Below are 17,331 nucleotides of genomic sequence, written 5' to 3' on the forward strand. Positions count from 1 at the left end.
GCGAAGCGGTCTCTGCGGGGAGCGGAGGAGCAAGGGAGCGGGCGCAGTTTTCGCCACAGGCGGAAACTGCGGCATGCGGACTTTGCGACGACGCCATGGGGAGTGCATTCCGTGCCGCCCCCGTGGGGCGGAATCCCGTCGTCCCCGCCCGACGGCGGCATCCCCTCGTCCCCGCGCCGTGCGCGGCTATCCAAGACAATATCCAGTCCGTCAGTTGAACTGATTCATCGCCTTCTGGCACCCCTCCCGGATGACGCACTCCGCCGCCTGAAGGGCCTTTTCAAAGCTCTCCGCCAGAACCTTCCGCTCCGCCTGGGAGGGCACCCCGATCACCCAGTCGATCATATCGCCCCCCTCGCCGGGGGCCCCGGTGCCGATCTTGATCCGGGGAAATTCCTGGGTCCCCAGATGGGCGATGATGTTCTTGATGCCGTTGTGCCCGCCGGCGGACCCGGAGGGCCGCACCCGCAGCTTTCCCACCGGCAGCGACACATCGTCGTAAATCACCAGCACATGGTCCGCGGTGATCTTGTAAAACTGGGCCGCCTCCCGCACCGCCTCTCCGGAGAGGTTCATATAGGTCTGGGGCTTCATCGCCAGGCACCGGCACCCGGCGAAGGGGAAAATGTTGTAGGCGGACTTGAACTTCACCTTATTCAGCTTCACACCCTGCTGCTCCGCTAGCAGGTCCAGGGTGAGAAAGCCCATGTTGTGGCGGGTGTGCTCGTATTTCTGGCCCGGGTTTCCCAGGCCCACCACCAGCCAGTCCACGGCGGAGGATTTGCTTCCAAACAGCATAACAGGCTCCTTCAAAATCGAATGGCAGAGGCGCAAGGCGGGAAAGAACTCTTTCCCGCCTTGTCCGTTTTATTCACGATGTAGGGGGCCGTCTCTCAGCGGAACAGCTTGGAGATGGAGACCTCCTGGTAAATGCGCTCAATGGCCTCGCAGAACATGGGGCCCACGGACAGGTACTTGATCTTGCTGCTCTTGGCCGGATCGATTTCCGGCACCGTGTTCAGCAGGGCCAGCTCCTCGATCACACTGCTGTTCACCCGGTCAATGGCGGGGCCGGACAACACGCCGTGGGACGCGCAGGCGTGGACGCTCTTGGCGCCGCCCACTTCGACCAGCGCCTTGGCGGCGTTGCACAAAGACCCGCCGGTATCCACCATGTCGTCGAAGAGGATGCAGTCCTTGCCCGCCACGTCGCCGATGACGTTCATGACCTCGCAGCTGTTGGCCTTCTGGCGGCGCTTGTCCACGATGGCCAGATTCATGTGCAGCTTCTGGGCGAAGGCCCGGGCCCGGGCCACGGAGCCCACGTCGGGGGAGACCACCATCATGTTCTCGCAGTCGGCGCCGAACTTCTTGGCGTAGTAGTCCACAAAGATGGGGTTGCCCGCCAGGTTGTCCACCGGGATGTCGAAGAAGCCCTGAATCTGGGAGGCGTGGAGGTCCATGGTCAGCACCCGGTCGGCGCCGGCGGTGGTCAGCATGTTGGCCACCAGCTTGGCGGTGATGGGGTCCCGAGCCTTGGCCTTGCGGTCCTGCCGGGCATAGCCGAAGTAGGGAATCACCGCGGTGATCCGGCCGGCGGAGGCCCGCTTCAGCGCGTCGATCATGATGAGCAGCTCCATCAGGTTGTTGTTGACGGGGGTGGAGGTGGACTGGACCACGAACACGTCGCTGCCCCGGACCGTCTCATACAGGGAGACGAACACCTCGCCGTCGGAGAAGGTACCCACCTCCGACTCGCCCAGCTTGGTGCCCATCAGCTTGCAGATCTCCTCCGCCAGCTTGGGATTGGCATTGCCGGAGAACACTTTGATATCCTTGCCGTGAGAAATCATTTTCCAAACGCCCTCTTTCTATATTCTGTCATTTTTGACGCATTTGCCATGGTAAGATATCGGGAAACTCACTGCTCCCCGCCGTGCATCCGTCTCCGGCGGGCCGCCCAGCCCTCCAGATTCTTCTGCCGGGCCCGGGCCACCGCCAGCGCGTCGGCGGGCACCTCGTCGGTGATGGTGCTGCCGGCGGCGATATAGGCGCCCTCTCCCACCGTCACCGGCGCGATGAGGTTGGTGTTGCAGCCGATAAAGGCCCCGTCCCCAATGGTGCAGCGGTGCTTGCGGAAGCCGTCGTAATTGGTGGTGATGGTGCCGCAGCCGAAGTTGACGCCGCCGCCCACGTCGGCATCCCCCACATAGGTCAGGTGGGACATCTTGGTACCCTCCCCCAGCACGCAGTTTTTCAGCTGGACAAAGGCGCCGATGTGGCACCGGGGCCCCACGGTGCAGTCCGGCCGGATGTGGGCATAGGGCCCCACGTCGCAGCCGTCGCCCAGGGTGCTGCCGCTGACCTGGGAGGCGTTGATCTCCACGCCGTCCCCCACGGTGCAGCCGTCCACCACCGTATGGGGGCCCAGGGTGCAGCCCCGGCCCACAGTGGTGGCCCCCCGCACCAGAGTGCCGGGCAGGAGCACGGTCCCCGGGCCGATGTCCGCCCGGGGGTCGATATAGACGGCGGCGGGGTCCAGCACCCGGACGCCCCGGCGCATGTGGTCCTTCACAATGCGCTCTCGGAGCATCGGCTCCAGCTCCGCGATGGTCTCCAGTCCGAAGATGGGCAGCCACCCGGGCACCAGCTCCGCGGCGGTCACGTTGTTGCTCATCCGCTCCTTCCAGCTCTCCTGCAGCTCATAGCCGGGCGCTGCGTAGACGAAGCCGGGTCCGGCCTCTGCCATGGGCAGGGCCGCCCGGGGCAGTACCAGCACCGGGTCCGGGCTGTTCAAAAAAGCCGTCAGGTCCGCCTGCTGCTCCGACACGGTGACCTCCGCCTCCGCCGGGAAGCAGGCCCGGGCCTCCTCCGCGAACCGGGGGCCGCAGACGACAAAAAACCGCTGCACGCCATCGGCCACCAACTGCTTGCTCGCCCAGGTCAGGATCGGGCAAAAAAGAACGGCTTCCAGCATCAGCGGTTTGGAATACTCCGGAATGGAGGAGTCCTCTTCCAGAAAGAACACGGCACGCTGCGGACAATCCATGGGGATGCCCCTCCTTTACATAGTCCCATTATTTTAGTACACATATGGGTATGCGCACTCCGTGCGCAGGGTTATTATATCAAACTTTTACAGGAAATCCAGTGTTTTTGGTGAATTTATTGTAATAACTTCTTCCAAATCTTTTCCGGAATCCCCAGTATTTTTGTCGGAGGCAACGGAATTTCCCTCGGAGCGTAGAATTCCCCCTTCCTTTTTTCATCATTTCGTAAAAATTCGTTTCCATCTCTCGTACTTTTCTCCGAAATCCGCGTTTCTGTCTCATATTATGGTTGAATTTGGACAGGTAAAGGATTACAATAACATTTACTTACCGCAAAACCAGGAGGTTCCGTCTTATGCTCAACATCGTTCTGGTCGAACCGGAAATTCCGCAGAACTGCGGCAACATCGCCCGCACCTGCGCCGCCACCGGCAGCCGCCTCCACCTGGTCCGCCCCCTGGGCTTCGACATCTCCGACCGGGCGGTGAAGCGGGCTGGGCTGGACTACTGGCACCTGGTGGAGGTCTCCGACTACGAAAATCTGGAGGACCTGTTCCACCGCCACCCCGAGGCCGGGCCGGAGGCCTGGCTCACCACCACCAAGGCCCCCCGCTCCTATCAGGAGGCCGTCTTCACCCCGGACAGCTGGCTGTTTTTCGGCAAGGAGACCGCCGGACTGCCCCTGGATTTCCGGGAGGCGTTCCGCAGCCGCTGCATCCGCCTCCCCATGGTCCCCGGCGCCCGGAGCCTGAATCTGAGCAACACCGTGGCCGTGTGCGTCTACGAGGCCCTGCGCCAGACCGGCTTCCCCGGCCTGCTGGATACCGGCGAGATGGCCCAGGACTGAGCCCCGCCCTGGGGCAGACATGCCTCCCCGGCAGGCGGACTCTGCCCGCCGGAGATCTCCCATTGCCCCGGAGTGCACCGCAACAGGCGGGCAGTTTCAGGGAGCGGTCCCAGGCCGTACCGGTCTCCCCGGCCCTCCGGTCTCCTGGATGCAAATGGGACGGCGCGGGGCTGAGCCCCACCCCTTCCGCGCATACTACCCCCGTCCTTCCCGGCGCCGGCGCGCCGTAAACTTTTACCCACTATGGAGGAATCCCTGATGAACTACAACAAACAGACCGTACGCGACGTGGACGTGGCAGGCAAGAAGGTCCTGCTCCGCTGCGACTTCAACGTGCCCCAGGACAAGGAGACCGGCGCCATCACCAGCGACAAGCGCATTGTGGCGGCCCTGCCCACCATCCGCTACCTGCTGGAAAACGGGGCCGCCGTCATCGCCTGCTCCCACCTGGGCAAGCCCAAGAACGGCCCCGACCCCAAGCTGAGCCTCCGCCCCGTGGCGGAGCGCCTGGGCCAGCTCCTGGGCCGGCCCGTCCTCTTCGCCGCCGACGTGGTGGGCGAGGACGCCCGGACCAAGGCCGCCGCCCTCCAGCCCGGCCAGATCCTGTTGCTGGAAAACACCCGCTTTGAACCGGGCGAGACCAAGAACGACCCCGCCCTGGCCAAGGCCATGGCCTCCCTGGCGGACCTGTACGTGTCCGACGCCTTCGGCGCCGTCCACCGGGCCCACGCCTCTACCGCCGGCGTGGCGGAGTACCTGCCCGCCGTCTCCGGCTTCCTGATCCAGAAGGAGCTGGACTTCCTGGGCGGCGCCATCGCAAACCCCAAGCGCCCCCTGGTGGCCATCCTGGGCGGCAGCAAGGTCTCCTCCAAGATCGGCGTCATCAACAACCTGCTGGAGATCGCCGACACCATCATCATCGGCGGCGGCATGGCCTACACCTTCTCCGCCGCCCAGGGCGGCAAGGTGGGCGACAGCCTGCTGGAGGCCGACTGGCTGGACTACTCCCGGGAGATGGTGGCCAAGGCTGCGGACAAGGGCGTGCAGCTCCTTCTGCCGGTGGACACCGTGGTTGCCGACGCCTTCGCCCCCGACGCCAACAGCCGGGTGGTGCCCTCCGGCGAGATTCCCGACGGCTGGCAGGGCCTGGACATCGGCCCCGAGACGGTGAAGCGGTACTGCGCCGCCGTGGCGGACGCGGGCACCGTCATCTGGAACGGCCCCATGGGCGTGTTTGAATTCCCCGCCTTCGCCAAGGGCACCGAGGCAGTGGCGGAGGCCCTGAGCAAGACCGGCGCCATCACCATCATCGGCGGCGGCGACAGTGCCGCGGCGGTGGAGCAGCTGGGCTACGCCGACAAGATGACCCACATCTCCACCGGCGGCGGCGCCTCCCTGGAGTTCCTGGAGGGCAAGGACCTGCCCGGCGTGGCCTGTCTGCTGGACAAGTAACATCCGTCTCCGGGCAGGCGCCGGGAGCGGCGGCGGAGGGGAAGCCCCCTCCCGCCCGCCGGGCGGACAAAGCGGTTCGGCCCAAGCGCCGCGCCTGGAAAGCAGCGGGGGGAGCCGGCGGTTCCCCCTGCGTTTTCCGTTCAGAAACCGCCTTATTTTTTGGAAAACGCGCCGAAATGCTTGACAAATTCGGTGGTTTTCGCTATAAGTTAATAGGTTTACACATCTCTCACGGCCGCGGGCACCGCATCTCCCGTCCCGCCGCCCGTGCCCAGCGCCTTCCCCGGCGGCCCGGCCGCCGCATGATTTTGGATAGACATCATTAAAGGAGACATGAACAACATGAACCGCAGATATCGCAAGACTGTCATCGCCGGTAACTGGAAGATGAACATGACCGCTACCGAAACCAAAAAGTTCGCCGAGGACATCAAGAAGATCATGCCCCGCGCCAAGTGGTGCGAAACCCTGATCTGCGTGCCCGCCTGCAACATCTCCGCGGCCCTGAAGGCCTTCAAGGACCTGCGCATCTCCGTGGGGGCGGAGAATGTGTACTTCGAGGAGAAGGGCGCCTACACCGGCGAAGTCTCTGCCGATATGCTGAAGGATCTGGGCGTGAAGTACGTCATCGTGGGCCACAGCGAGCGCCGCCAGTACTTCTGCGAGACGGACGCCTCCGTGAACAAGAAGGTCCACGCCGTGCTGGCCGCGGGCATGAACCCCATCATCTGCGTGGGCGAGAGCCTGGAGCAGCGGGAGACCGGCGTCACCGCCGAGTGGATTGCCCTCCAGGTGAAGAGCGCCCTGTACGGCGTCCCCGCCGACAAGCTGCGCCGCTGCATCATCGCCTATGAGCCCATCTGGGCCATCGGCACCGGCAAGACCGCCACCGCCGAGCAGGCGGGCGAGGTCTGCTCCAGCATCCGCGCCACCATCCGCGCCCTGTACGGCGCCCGGGTGGCCCGCTCCGTCACCATCCAGTACGGCGGGTCCATGAACCCCAAGAACGCCGCGGAGCTGCTGGCCCAGCCGGACATTGACGGCGGCCTCATCGGCGGCGCCGCCCTGAAGCCGGACCAGTTTGTGGACATCATCAACGCCGCGAACCAGGAGTGAGCCCCTGACGGGGGCGGACGCCCCCGCCCTCCCCTCGACTGTTCCGACGTTCCTTTTCTTCACGCGATTGTCTGGCCAACGCCAGCGAGAGGACATGGTTTTTTTATGAATAAAACACCAACTACCCTGATTATCATGGACGGCTTCGGCATGGGCGCCGGGGCCGCCGGAGACGCCGTCGCCGCCGCCCAGACGCCCCGGCTGGACCAGTTCTTCCGGGACTTCGCCCACACGGAGCTGTCCGCCTCCGGGCTGGACGTGGGCCTGCCGGAGGGGCAGATGGGCAACAGCGAGGTGGGCCACACCAACATCGGCGCGGGCCGGGTGGTGTTCCAGGACCTGCCCCGCATCACCAAATCCATTGCCGACGGCGACTTCTTCCGCAACCCCGCATATCTTCACGCCATGGACGCCTGCCTGGAGAAGGGCACCGCCCTGCACCTGATGGGCCTGCTGTCCGACGGCGGCGTCCACTCCCACCTCAGCCACCTCTTCGCCCTGCTGCGCATGGCGAAGGACAAGGGCCTGGAGAAGGTCTACATCCACGCCTTTTTGGACGGGCGGGACGTGTCCCCCACCTCCGGCGCCGACTTTGTGGCCCGGACCGTGGAGGCCTGCCGGGAGCTGGGCGTGGGCAAAATCGCCACCGTCATGGGCCGCTACTACGCCATGGACCGCGACAAGCGCTGGGACCGGGTGGAGCAGGCCTACGACGCCATGGTGTACGGCGAGGGCGCCCTCTTCAACCCCCTGCCCGTGGCCGCCGTGAAGGACTCCTACGCCGCCGGCGTCACCGACGAGTTTGTGGAGCCGGTGGTGTGCGACACCGACGGCACCATCTCCGACAACGACAGCGTGATCTTCTTCAACTTCCGCCCCGACCGGGCCCGGGAGATCACCCGCGCCCTGGTGGACCCGGCTTTCGACGGCTTCACCCGCCAGTGCTTCCCCCTGACCTTCGTGTGCAACACGGAGTACGACGCCACCATGCCCAACGTGGAGGTGGCCTACCCCCGCACCAGCGTGCGCAACGGCCTGGGGGAGTACCTCAGCCAGATGGGCCTGACCCAGCTGCGCATCGCGGAGACGGAGAAGTACGCCCACGTCACCTTCTTCTTCAACGGCGGCACGGAGACCGTGTTCCCCGGCGAGGACCGGGTGCTCATCCCCTCCCCCCGGGTGGCCACCTACGACCTCCAGCCGGAGATGAGCGCCGTGGAGGTGGCGGACAAGTGCGTGGAGCGGATTGAGTCCGGCGCCTACGACGTCGTCATCCTGAACTTCGCCAACTGCGACATGGTGGGCCACACCGGCGTGTTCGACGCGGCGGTGAAGGCGGTGGAGACGGTGGACGGCTGCGTGGGCCGGGTGGTGGACGCCACGCTGAAAATGGGCGGCATCGCCATGATCACCGCCGACCACGGCAACGCCGAGCAGATGGTGGAGCCGGACGGCAGCCCCATGACCGCCCACACCACCAACCCCGTGCCCTTCATCCTCTGCGGCGCCGGCACGGAGCTGCGCCGGGGCCGCCTGGCGGACATCGCCCCCACCATTCTGGACGTGATGGGCCTGGCCTGTCCCCAGGAGATGGACGGCAAGACCCTGATTGTGAAATAAACGCCTTGTAAAAGGAGGCCGCCTGTCCGGCGGCCTCCTTTTTTGTATAATTTCTGGCAATCCTGTTCATACTTCCCTCAAACCCAAAATTCGAGGGAGGAATCTACATGGAACACAAATGGAAGACGGTTCTGGGGGACGGCGGCTTCTACGTCCTGGCCGCTGCCTGCCTGCTGGCGGTGGGCGTGGGCGGCTATTTCCTGCTGCTGGACCGGGACGCCAAGCCGGCGGAGGCGGAGCTGCCGCCCCAGACGGAGGCCGCCGCCCCGGCCCCGGAGATCCGGGAGCCGGAGGAGCCCGCCGTGGTGGAGACCATCCAGCCCGCGCCGGTGGAGGAGCCCGCCCCCATGCCGGAGCTGGAGATCGACGACACGCCGGTGGTGGCCCAGGCCCCCCAGTTGGTGGTGTCCCCGCTGAAGGGGGAGGTGCTCACCGCCTTCTCCGTGGACGCCCTGGTGTACAACGCCACCCTGGATGACTGGCGAACCCACGACGGCGTGGACATCGCCGCCAAGGCCGGGACCACGGTCCTCTCCGCCAGCGCCGGCACGGTGCTCCAGGTGGACGCCGACGCCATGATGGGCACCACCGTGGTCATCGACCACGGGGACGGCTACCAGACCACCTACGCCAACCTCCAGGCCCAGCCCACCGTGGAGACCGGGGACAGCGTGTCCGCCGGGCAGATCATCGGCGCGGTGGGCACCACCGCCGCGGCGGAGGCCGCCCAGGGCCCCCACCTCCACTTCTCCGTCACCCGGGACGGGGACGCGGTGGACCCCCAGGAATACCTGAACCGATAAAAAGAAGCACCCCCCGGACGCCTGCGGCGTCCGGGGGGTGCTTTGTCGCGGTGTCACTGCGCCGACGCCTGGGCCATTCGGGCCCCGGCGCTGCGGACCGTCCGCCGCAGGAAGATGGTGCTGAGGGTGATGGAGGCGATCTCCGCAATGGGGAAGGCCCACCACACCAGCTCCAGCCGCCCCGTCTGGGCCAGCAGCCACGCCACCGGCAGCAGCACCAGCATCTGGCGGCACACGGAGACGATCAGGCTGTAAAAGGGGTTGCCGATGGCCTGGCACACGGACCCGGCGATGATGCAGAAGCCCGCCAGCAAAAAGGAGATGCTGATGATCCGCAGGGCGGGCACGCCGATGGCGGTCATGGTCTCCGAGGCGTCGAACAGGGCCAGCAGCGTGGCCGGCATGACCTGGAAGAGGCCGAAGCCCACCGCCATGATGGCCGTGGCGGTGAAGATGGTCAGCTTCACCGTCTTCCACACCCGCTCCGGCCGGGCGGCGCCGTAGTTGTAGGAGATGATGGGCACCATGCCGTTGTTCAGGCCGAAGATGGGCATGAAGATGAAGCTCTGAATCTTGAAGTAGGCGCCGAACACCGCCGTGGCGGTGGGGGTGAAGGCGAAGAGGATTTTATTCATGCCGAAGGTCATGACGGAGCCGATGGACTGCATGACGATGGAGGGGAAGCCCACCCGGTAAATCTCCCCGGCCACCGTCTTGTCCCAGCGGATCAGCCGGCGGCGGATGTGGATGTCGGGATTGTGCTTCAGATTCATCACCACCGCCACCGCGGCCGCCACGATCTGACCCAGGACGGTGGCCACCGCGGCCCCCGCCACCTCCAGCCGGGGCGCGCCCAGCAAGCCGAAGATCAAAATGGGGTCCAGGACGATGTTGATGGCGGCGCCGATCAGCTGGGTACACATGGCCAGGGTGGTCCGCCCGGTGGACTGGAGCAGCCGCTCAAAGCAGAACTGGCTGAACAGTCCCACGGACAGCCCCAGGCAGATGCGGGTGTAGGCGGTGCCCATCTCCACAATCTCCGGCACCGACGCGGCCTGGGCCAGGAAGAAGGGCCGGGAGAGGAAGATGCCGATGAGGGCAAATACCGCGGCGCTGCACAGCGAGAGGAAGATGCCGCTGCCGGCGGCCCGGTCCGCCATCTCCTGCCGCCGCTCCCCCAGGGACCGGGACAGCAGGGCGTTGATGCCCACGGCGGTGCCGGCGCCCACGGCGATCATCAGGCTCTGGAGGGGGAAGGCCAGTCCCACGGCGTTGAAGGCGTTTTCGCTGAGCCGGGAGACAAACACGCTGTCCACCACGTTGTACAGCGCCTGGACCAGCATGGAGATCATCATAGGGACGGCCATACTGGCCAACAGCTTTCCCACCGGCAACACGCCCATCTTGTTTTCCTGCGGCGCCGCCCCCGCGGCGGAGTGGTTATCGTCTATCATTTGTATATCCTTTCTCTGTCTGTGAATGGCTCTCGTGTCACCGGCGAAAAAGGACGCGGCCCAAAGCCGCGCCTTTTGGTGGCATCCAATTGCATCGCCGGGGCTGTGGGCCGGTTACTTTTTCAGCTCCCCGGTGGCCAGCTGGGTGAGGTAGGCGTTCAAAAACCCGTCCAGATCGCCGTCCATCACGTTGTCGATGTTGCCGGTCTCATAGCCGGTGCGGGTGTCCTTCACCATCTGGTAGGGCATGAACACGTAGGAGCGGATCTGGCTGCCCCACTCAATCTTCATCTGAACGCCCTTGATGTCGGAGATTTTCTCCGCATGCTGCTGGGCCTTCAGCTCCAGGAGCTTGGCCCGGAGCATCTTCATGCAGTTGTCCTTGTTCTGGAACTGGCTGCGCTCCTGCTGGGAGGCCACCACCACGCCCGTGGGCTTGTGGATCAGCCGGACGGCGGAGGAGGTCTTGTTCACGTGCTGGCCGCCGGCGCCGGAGGCGCGGTAGACCTGCATCTCGATGTCCTCCTCCCGGATCTCGATGGACTCGTCGTTCTCGATCTCCGGCATCACCTCCACCGCGGCGAAGGACGTCTGCCGCCGGGCGTTGGCGTCGAAGGGGGAGACTCGGACCAGCCGGTGGACCCCGTTTTCGCTCTTCAGCAGCCCGTAGGCGTTCTCCCCCTCGATGGAGATGGCGGCGGACTTGATGCCCGCCTCGTCGCCGTCCTCATAGTCCAGAATCTTGTAGACAAAGCCGTGGCGCTCCACCCAGCGGGTGTACATCCGGTAGAGCATCTGGGCCCAGTCCTGGGCCTCAGTGCCGCCGGCGCCGGCGTGGAACTGCAAAATGGCGTTGGAGCTGTCGTACTCCCCGGAGAGCAGGGTGGTCATCCGGGTCTCCTCCACCTTCTCCTCCAGCGCGGCGTACTCCGTCTTCAGCTCCGCCAGCAGCTCCTCGTCCTCCGCCTCCTGGCCCATCTCGCAAAGGGCGGTCAAATCCTCCCAGGCGGAGACCAGCTTCTCCTGCCGGGCCACCTTGTTTTGCAGCTGCTTGAGGCGCATCTGCACCTTCTGGGACCGCTCCAGATCGTTCCAAAAGCCGTCCTGGGCCGTCTCATCCTCCAGACGCTGCGCCTCCTGCCGGGCGCTCTCGATGTCCAGCGCGGCGGCCAGCTTCTCCAGCTCCGGGCGCAGGTCCCGCAGCTTCTGTTTATATGCGTCGTATTCGATCAAAGCCATGACCATCTCTCCGTCTTTTGAATTTCATTAGCCATAGTATTATATCGGAGCGCTGTTTATTTGTAAAGAAAAACCTTCTTTTCTGCGAAAAGAGCCGCTTGTTCATAATTTGTTCATGATTATCTCCGCGATTTCGGCTATGTTACAAGAAGGAATACCCTCAAACCATTGGAAGCCATGCAATTTGTCAAATGGAGGTCGCATATGAAGGGATTTTGGACGAGGAAGGTGCCGGCATGTCTGCTGGCCGTCATCATGGTTGTGAGTCTGATGCCTGCCGCCCTGGCGGCGGACTGCGGCCACAACAACTGGAGCAGCTGGCAGAAGCTCAACGACACCCAGCACCAGCGCAAGTGCCTCACCAGCGGCTGCCCCGGCACCCAGGAGGCCAACCACAACTGGGCCGCCGCCTATGAGACCGACCACAACGCCCACTGGCAGCGGTGCGCCGACTGCGGCGCCCAAACCGCCCACGCCAGCCACACCTACGACGGCACCATGCGCAGCGACGCCACCAACCACTGGGACCAGTGCACCGTCTGCGGCTACAAGGAGAACCTGGGCGGCCACGTGGACCTGAACAACGACGGCAAGTGCGATACCTGCGGCTATTCCATGGGCACCGCCAACATCACCGTCACCTTCATGAACGGCTCCAGTACCTATAAGTCCCAGAGCATCCGGAGCGGGTCCTCCCCCTCCAACCCCGGCACGCCCTCCAGGTCCTCCAACAGCAAGGACTATACCTTCAAGGGCTGGAGCACCCGGAACCCCGGCAGCTCCGCGCTGTACGACGGGCAGACTTATCTGTCCTCCGCCAAGGTGGCCAGCACCTCCCTCTCCTCCAGCACCACCTATTATGCCCTGTATGAGAAGAAGACCGACACCACCATCACCTGGAAGGTCAAGCCCGGCAACGAGCTCTCCTTCAAGCGCTCCGACTTCAAGGATCTGTTCAAGGACGTGTACGGCAATACCGAGCTGCTCTATGTGGAATTCGAAGCGGACAGCTCCCTGAAAACCTCCAACGGCACCCTGTACACCGGCCGGGGCACCAAGGATGAGGACACCTTCAGCAAGAGCAATCTGGAGGACTATGAGTTCTATTACAGTAAGAGCAGACACGGCGATTACGCCCTGGAGAGCCTGAGCTTTGTGGCCAACAGCGGCGCCAAGGGCAAGACTGTCACTCTGGACTTCACCATCTACGGCGAAGACGACGAGGAGCTGGAGGGCACCCTGGAAATCGAGATCACCACCAGCAGCTCCTCTTCCAAGAACAAGGGCGACATCTCCTACGAGGTGAAGGCCGGGAAGACCGTGACATTTGACCGCAAGGACTTCAAGAACCTCTTCGACGACGAGTATGACGACGACGACACCTTCCGCTATGTGGTCTTTGAGCCCGACAGCTCCTACAAGGCCGCCAACGGCTATCTCTACTACGACTACAACGGCGGCGACGAGGAGAAGTTCACCAAGGCCGAGCTGGACGGCGAGGAGTTCTATTACACCTCCTCCAGGGGCGACTACGCCCTCAATGACCTGACCTTCGTGGCCGGCAAGGAAGCCGACGGCGAGACCGTCTCCCTGGACTTCACCCTCTACGGCGACGACGAGGAGCTGGAGGGCACGCTGAAAATCCTGATCGGCGACGTGGACAAGGACGACGACGATGACGACGAGGACGACGGCGACATCACCTACACCGTGGACGACGACGGCGAGGCCGACTTCGACCGCAAGGACTTCTACAACTACTTCAAGGACGAGGACGGCGGCACCTTCCGGTATGTCCGCTTCTATCCCGACAGCACCTACAAGTCCGCCGACGGCGCCATCTACTTCGACTACGACGGCGACGACGAGGAGGAGTTCTCCCGCAGCGACCTGGAGGAGTACTCGTTCTATTACAGCTCCGACGAGTATGGCGACTACGAGCTCAAGGAGCTGACTTTCGTGGCCGGCAAGGACTTTGACGAGCCCCTCTCCATCGACTTCCGCCTCTACAACAGCGACGACGATTACGTGAAGGGCACTCTGGTCATCAAGCCCGCCAAGAGCACCGTCATCAGCGGCTCCGGCTACGGCAACATCCGCTATTACACCACCACCGGCAATGCGGTGCAGATCAACGCCAACGACATCGCCCGGTTCTTCTCCAAGGAGTACCCCGGCAGCACCCTGCGGTATGTGGAGCTGATCGGCGTCCCCTCCTCCGGCACGCTGTACCACGACTACTACACCAGCAGCAGCCGCAAGCAGCTCACCGCCAACAACTGCAAGGACCAGTCCTTCTACTACAACGCCACCAGCAGCCAGTACAGCCTGGATGAGCTGACCTATATCCCCTCCGGCACCAACTACTGCGGCTCCATCCCCTTCACCGCCTACGGCACCGGCAGCCAGTCGGTCCAGGGCTCCATCCTTATCAGCGTCACCCGCAGCGCGGTGTCCGAGGTCTACGGCGTCACTCCCAAGAACACCTCCGTCTCCTTCCCCGCCTCGGCCATTTACAGCGCGGTCTACAACGCCACCAACACCGCCCTGGCCTCCATCCAGCTGCTGGAGCTGCCCGCCTCCAATGTGGGCACCGTGAACGTCGGCGGCAACTATGTCAGCCTCAAGGCCAACATCACCACCCGCTACGGTTACAACAGCGGCTCCGAGCAGATCAGCCAGTTGAAATTCGTTCCCTCCAGCGGCTACACCGGCTCCGTGGAGATCCCCTACGTGGCCTATGACAGCAAGGGCAACGCCATTGCCTCCGGCAAGTTCTGCCTGGGGGTGGTGAACAGCGTGAAGCGCTTCAGCGACGTCTCCTCCGACTCCTGGTGCTACAAGTACGTGACGGAGCTCTCCGACGCCAGCATCATCGGCGGCTATTCCGACAACACCTTCCGTCCCAACAGCACCGTGACCTACGGCGCGGCCCTGAAGCTCATCATGCTGGCCGCGGGCTACACCGAGCAGGCCCCCACCGGCAGCAACACCTTCAGCGGCTACCTCTCCAGGGCCCAGAAGGACGGCCTGGTGTCCGGCAGCGTGGACTTGAACAAAGCCATCACCCGGCTGCAGGTGTCCCAGCTGGCGGCCAAGGCCCTGAAGCTGAGCATCAGCAACCTCTCCAGCAACCGTCCCTTCACCGACACCGCCGACGTGTACGTGCAGGCCCTGAACGCCGCCGGCATCGTGGAAGGCTACTTTGACAACGGCTCCAGCACCTTCAAGCCCAACAACACCCTGACCCGCGGGCAGGTGGCCGCCATCGTCTGGCGGATGCGGAATTACAAAGCCTGACCCAAGCGCCCAACAGGCCCGGACTGCATGGCAGTCCGGGCCTGTTTTTTCGCGCCCTCCATCCGCCGCCGGACCGGTGACGCCCTGCCGCCTCAAAAAAAGATTCCCCGGCGGAGGTTCTCTCCGCCGGGGAACGGCCTCACCAGTGGTTGAAGCCCAGGACCTCGTCCAGGGGCTTGCGCTCCTTTTTCCGGGGCGCCTTCTCCGTGGCCGGATAGCCCACGGTGATAATCAGCCGGACGGTGCGCTCCGCCGGGATGCCCAGGCCCCTGCGGAGCTCCTCCTGGCTCATGGTGCCGATCATGCAGGTGCCAAGGCCCAGAGCGGTGGCCTCATAGCACAGCGCCATAGCCGCCATGCCGATGTCCATCTGGGCAAAGTGCTGGGAGCCGTACCGCTCCCCCACCCCGGGCCGCAGGTGGGCCTCGGTCTCGCAGATCAGGATGAACGCGGGCACCTGCCCGCCCCAGGGACAGCCCGTCAGCCCCTCGTCGTCCAGCGCCTCCACCACCCGGGCCCGGGCATCGGCCTCATCCACAATGAGAAACCGCCAGGGCTGCGCGTTGCAGCCGCTGGGGGACATCCGCGCCACCTCCACCAGGTGGGTCAGCACCTCCCGGGGAACGGGCTGGTCACGGTAGGCCCGGCAGCTCTCGCGGGCCATCTGCAATGCCTCAAACTCCATCATACGCTCCCTTTCTCCCGCCGGCTCCCCGGCGGGTGTTCCGTTGCCTCTGGAAAGAGCATACCAGATTCTGGGGCCGGATGCAACCGCCTCCGGCCGCGGACCGGGCTGTTGCCCGGGCACAGGCCGGGGGAAGACTCCCGCCCCGCCTGCGGACACAGGCCGAGGAAGGCCCCGTCCCGCCTGTGGGCACAGCCCTCCGGCAGGCCGCGGCGGGGGCGCTGCTGTCGGGACCCTTTCCCCCGCACGCCCCGGCTTCCCCGATGGCACGGATGCAAAAGAAGAGGGCGGCCGGCAGACCGCCGGACGCCCCCTCTTCCCGTTTTCTCAGGGCGGATTCAGCAGGCGGACGGAAAATTCCGCCTCGGCCCACGGATCGTCCTCCTCCGTCCTCCCGGCACCCCGAACCGAGATTTTCACCGTCACCAGCTCTCCGCCGCCGGGAGTTACCTTCGCCTCCGCCTGGGCGGTCAGTCCGCTGGTGTAGGCCCTCTCTCCCACCAGGTCTTTGCCGCCGACGGTCACCCGGTCATCGGTGCTGCCGACCGCTGCCCCGACTCCAAAGCCTGGACTGTTGAAGGTGATCCCACCCGTTCCGGATACCTTGACTCCGGTGGCGGTGCGCAGCTCGTCGGCCAGGGCGGCGGACAGCGTTCCGCACAGCACCTCCGACTCCGCATAGACGGTGGCCTCACGATAGGCGTGCAGCACGGCGGGCAGTCCCCCCACCAGGGCGGCGGTCATCAGCCCCAAAATCAGCATCGCCGCCAGCATCTCCGTCATGGTGAAGCCGCCCCGCCGGTTCCGTTTTCCTCTCACGGCGCGCCCTCCTTCCGCTCATAGGAGGTGAGGGTGCCGCCGCCCGTCACGGACACGGGGACCTTCCAGCTCTCCCCGCCCGCTTTGATGGCCACCGCCCCCGCTTTTTCGGATTCTCCGCCCACGCCCGCCTCGGCGGCGGACAGCTCCTCATAAAACCGGGCGTCATTGCCCCGGGCGGCGGCGTTCAGCCGGAAGGAGGCCGTCACCATGGTGACCAGCAGCGCGGTGGCCAGGGACACCAGCAGCAGCGCCGCCAAGGTCTCGGTGAGGGTCTCCCCCCGCCGGCTGTTCCACTTCTTCATGGCTCCTCCCCCCTTGTGATGGTGCCCGCCTCCCAGGCGACCCGGTAGGTGCGGACCCTGATAGATCTCTCCCTCTCATTTCCGTCGGCGTCCACCCACGTCTCATGTCGAATCCGGGTCTGGTCCGACACAAGGGCCGGCATGGACAGCACCAGCGGCACCCGGGTGCCCCCGTCCTCCTGGATGGCCAGCGTCACGGTGAGGTTGCACTTCTCATCCATGGAAAGCTCCGCCTCCACCAGGCCGGAACCGTCCTGGAAGATGTCCCCGGCGTCCACGGTCAGCGACACGGGATGGGGCTTCCGGCCATAGAAGGTCTCCTCCGCCGCCGCCTCAACCGTGGAGGACAGTGCCGCTCCGGCCGGGGCACAGGTGGGGCCGAGCGTCAAATCGCCGTCCTCGCTGGTCATGGAGAAGTTCTTTTCGCTCAGCAGGTCCTGCAACAGCCTGGCCGCGGAGGAGACGGCGAGGTAGTCCTGCTGGGCCTGGCGCTGGGTGCGCAGCTGGCCCGCACTGGCGGTGGCCGCGGTGAGAATCACCGCGCCCACCATCAGGCACAGGAGGAAAAAAACCAGGGCAATGAGGATGGAGGCCCCCCTCCGGCTTTTCCATTTTTTCTGAATCGCCCCCATGGGACCGCC

15 protein-coding genes are annotated in these 17,331 nt (G+C 64.8%); 6 read left to right on the forward strand and 9 right to left on the reverse strand.

The genetic code is table 11. The features are described 5' to 3' along the window. Positions 1–210: 210 nt before the first annotated feature. The 3 genes from pth to QZS21_RS01280 form a co-directional block, all read right to left on the reverse strand. Positions 211–798, reverse strand: coding sequence for an aminoacyl-tRNA hydrolase (pth, locus tag QZS21_RS01270; RefSeq protein ID WP_295579281.1), 588 nt, complete (start codon positions 796–798; stop codon positions 211–213). 95 nt (positions 799–893) lie between these two features. Continuing rightward, positions 894–1,853, reverse strand: a complete 960-nt coding sequence (locus tag QZS21_RS01275) for a ribose-phosphate pyrophosphokinase (protein ID WP_295579283.1) — start codon at positions 1,851–1,853, stop codon at positions 894–896. 68 nt (positions 1,854–1,921) lie between these two features. Beyond that, entirely contained in the window at positions 1,922–3,049 is a 1,128-nt protein-coding gene (locus QZS21_RS01280) for a glucosamine-1-phosphate N-acetyltransferase (protein WP_295579286.1), read from the reverse strand. A 356-nt stretch (positions 3,050–3,405) separates the two neighbouring features. Between QZS21_RS01280 and QZS21_RS01285 the strand changes: the two genes are divergently transcribed. The 5 genes from QZS21_RS01285 to QZS21_RS01305 all read left to right on the forward strand — a co-directional run bounded on the left by QZS21_RS01285 (position 3,406) and on the right by QZS21_RS01305 (position 8,888). Further along, a complete protein-coding gene (locus QZS21_RS01285; protein WP_295579288.1) occupies positions 3,406–3,897 on the forward strand; it encodes a tRNA (cytidine(34)-2'-O)-methyltransferase in 492 nt (163 codons plus the stop codon). 258 nt (positions 3,898–4,155) lie between these two features. Then, the gene (locus tag QZS21_RS01290) at positions 4,156–5,349 is read left to right on the forward strand and encodes a phosphoglycerate kinase (protein ID WP_295579291.1); all 1,194 of its coding nucleotides are present in this window, start codon (positions 4,156–4,158) and stop codon (positions 5,347–5,349) included. Positions 5,350–5,691: 342 nt separating this feature from the next. Continuing rightward, positions 5,692–6,465, forward strand: coding sequence for a triose-phosphate isomerase (tpiA, locus tag QZS21_RS01295; protein ID WP_295579294.1), 774 nt, complete (start codon positions 5,692–5,694; stop codon positions 6,463–6,465). A gap of 105 nt (positions 6,466–6,570) precedes the next feature. Beyond that, positions 6,571–8,085, forward strand: a complete 1,515-nt coding sequence (gpmI, locus tag QZS21_RS01300; protein ID WP_295579297.1) for a 2,3-bisphosphoglycerate-independent phosphoglycerate mutase — start codon at positions 6,571–6,573, stop codon at positions 8,083–8,085. 107 nt (positions 8,086–8,192) lie between these two features. Further along, positions 8,193–8,888 carry a peptidoglycan DD-metalloendopeptidase family protein gene (locus QZS21_RS01305; protein ID WP_295579300.1) on the forward strand — a complete coding sequence of 232 codons (696 nt, stop codon included), beginning with the start codon at positions 8,193–8,195 and terminating at the stop codon, positions 8,886–8,888. A gap of 53 nt (positions 8,889–8,941) precedes the next feature. Here QZS21_RS01305 and QZS21_RS01310 read toward each other — a convergent pair whose 3' ends face one another. Next, positions 8,942–10,342, reverse strand: coding sequence for an MATE family efflux transporter (locus QZS21_RS01310; RefSeq protein WP_295579304.1), 1,401 nt, complete (start codon positions 10,340–10,342; stop codon positions 8,942–8,944). A 114-nt stretch (positions 10,343–10,456) separates the two neighbouring features. Further along, a complete protein-coding gene (prfB, locus tag QZS21_RS01315) occupies positions 10,457–11,581 on the reverse strand; it encodes a peptide chain release factor 2 (RefSeq protein ID WP_295579307.1) in 1,125 nt (374 codons plus the stop codon). Between the two features lie 204 nt (positions 11,582–11,785). Here prfB and QZS21_RS01320 point away from each other — a divergent pair, with 204 nt between their 5' ends. Continuing rightward, positions 11,786–14,881, forward strand: coding sequence for an S-layer homology domain-containing protein (locus QZS21_RS01320; RefSeq protein WP_295579310.1), 3,096 nt, complete (start codon positions 11,786–11,788; stop codon positions 14,879–14,881). Between the two features lie 139 nt (positions 14,882–15,020). Here QZS21_RS01320 and QZS21_RS01325 read toward each other — a convergent pair whose 3' ends face one another. From QZS21_RS01325 to QZS21_RS01340, 4 genes are all read right to left on the reverse strand, one after another. Next, positions 15,021–15,569 carry a nitroreductase family protein gene (locus tag QZS21_RS01325; protein ID WP_295579313.1) on the reverse strand — a complete coding sequence of 183 codons (549 nt, stop codon included), beginning with the start codon at positions 15,567–15,569 and terminating at the stop codon, positions 15,021–15,023. A 324-nt stretch (positions 15,570–15,893) separates the two neighbouring features. Beyond that, entirely contained in the window at positions 15,894–16,385 is a 492-nt protein-coding gene (locus QZS21_RS01330; protein WP_295579315.1) for a type II secretion system protein, read from the reverse strand. Further along, complete coding sequence (locus tag QZS21_RS01335; protein WP_295579317.1) at positions 16,382–16,690, reverse strand: hypothetical protein; 309 nt, start codon at positions 16,688–16,690, stop codon at positions 16,382–16,384. The genes QZS21_RS01330 and QZS21_RS01335 overlap by 4 nt, the downstream gene beginning before the upstream one ends. Beyond that, positions 16,687–17,322 (reverse strand): hypothetical protein, encoded by a 636-nt coding sequence (locus QZS21_RS01340; protein ID WP_295579319.1) that lies wholly within the window; start codon positions 17,320–17,322, stop codon positions 16,687–16,689. The genes QZS21_RS01335 and QZS21_RS01340 overlap by 4 nt, the downstream gene beginning before the upstream one ends. Positions 17,323–17,331 lie beyond the last annotated feature (9 nt).

Source organism: uncultured Oscillibacter sp., from assembly GCF_900544955.1.
Classification (GTDB): Bacteria; Bacillota; Clostridia; order Oscillospirales; family Oscillospiraceae; genus Oscillibacter.

Excerpts from the sequence above, each read along its gene's own strand:
- tpiA (WP_295579294.1), top strand. The coding sequence starts at position 5,692 with ATGAACCGCAGATATCGCAAGACTGTCATCGCCGGTAACTGGAAGATG.
- gpmI (WP_295579297.1), top strand. The coding sequence starts at position 6,571 with ATGAATAAAACACCAACTACCCTGATTATCATGGACGGCTTCGGCATG.
- pth (WP_295579281.1), bottom strand. The coding sequence starts at position 798 with ATGCTGTTTGGAAGCAAATCCTCCGCCGTGGACTGGCTGGTGGTGGGC.
- QZS21_RS01285 (WP_295579288.1), top strand. The coding sequence starts at position 3,406 with ATGCTCAACATCGTTCTGGTCGAACCGGAAATTCCGCAGAACTGCGGC.
- QZS21_RS01340 (WP_295579319.1), bottom strand. The coding sequence starts at position 17,322 with ATGGGGGCGATTCAGAAAAAATGGAAAAGCCGGAGGGGGGCCTCCATC.
- QZS21_RS01280 (WP_295579286.1), bottom strand. The coding sequence starts at position 3,049 with ATGGATTGTCCGCAGCGTGCCGTGTTCTTTCTGGAAGAGGACTCCTCC.
- QZS21_RS01305 (WP_295579300.1), top strand. The coding sequence starts at position 8,193 with ATGGAACACAAATGGAAGACGGTTCTGGGGGACGGCGGCTTCTACGTC.
- QZS21_RS01290 (WP_295579291.1), top strand. The coding sequence starts at position 4,156 with ATGAACTACAACAAACAGACCGTACGCGACGTGGACGTGGCAGGCAAG.
- QZS21_RS01325 (WP_295579313.1), bottom strand. The coding sequence starts at position 15,569 with ATGATGGAGTTTGAGGCATTGCAGATGGCCCGCGAGAGCTGCCGGGCC.
- QZS21_RS01335 (WP_295579317.1), bottom strand. The coding sequence starts at position 16,690 with ATGAAGAAGTGGAACAGCCGGCGGGGGGAGACCCTCACCGAGACCTTG.
- QZS21_RS01275 (WP_295579283.1), bottom strand. The coding sequence starts at position 1,853 with ATGATTTCTCACGGCAAGGATATCAAAGTGTTCTCCGGCAATGCCAAT.
- prfB (WP_295579307.1), bottom strand. The coding sequence starts at position 11,581 with ATGGCTTTGATCGAATACGACGCATATAAACAGAAGCTGCGGGACCTG.
- QZS21_RS01320 (WP_295579310.1), top strand. The coding sequence starts at position 11,786 with ATGAAGGGATTTTGGACGAGGAAGGTGCCGGCATGTCTGCTGGCCGTC.
- QZS21_RS01310 (WP_295579304.1), bottom strand. The coding sequence starts at position 10,342 with ATGATAGACGATAACCACTCCGCCGCGGGGGCGGCGCCGCAGGAAAAC.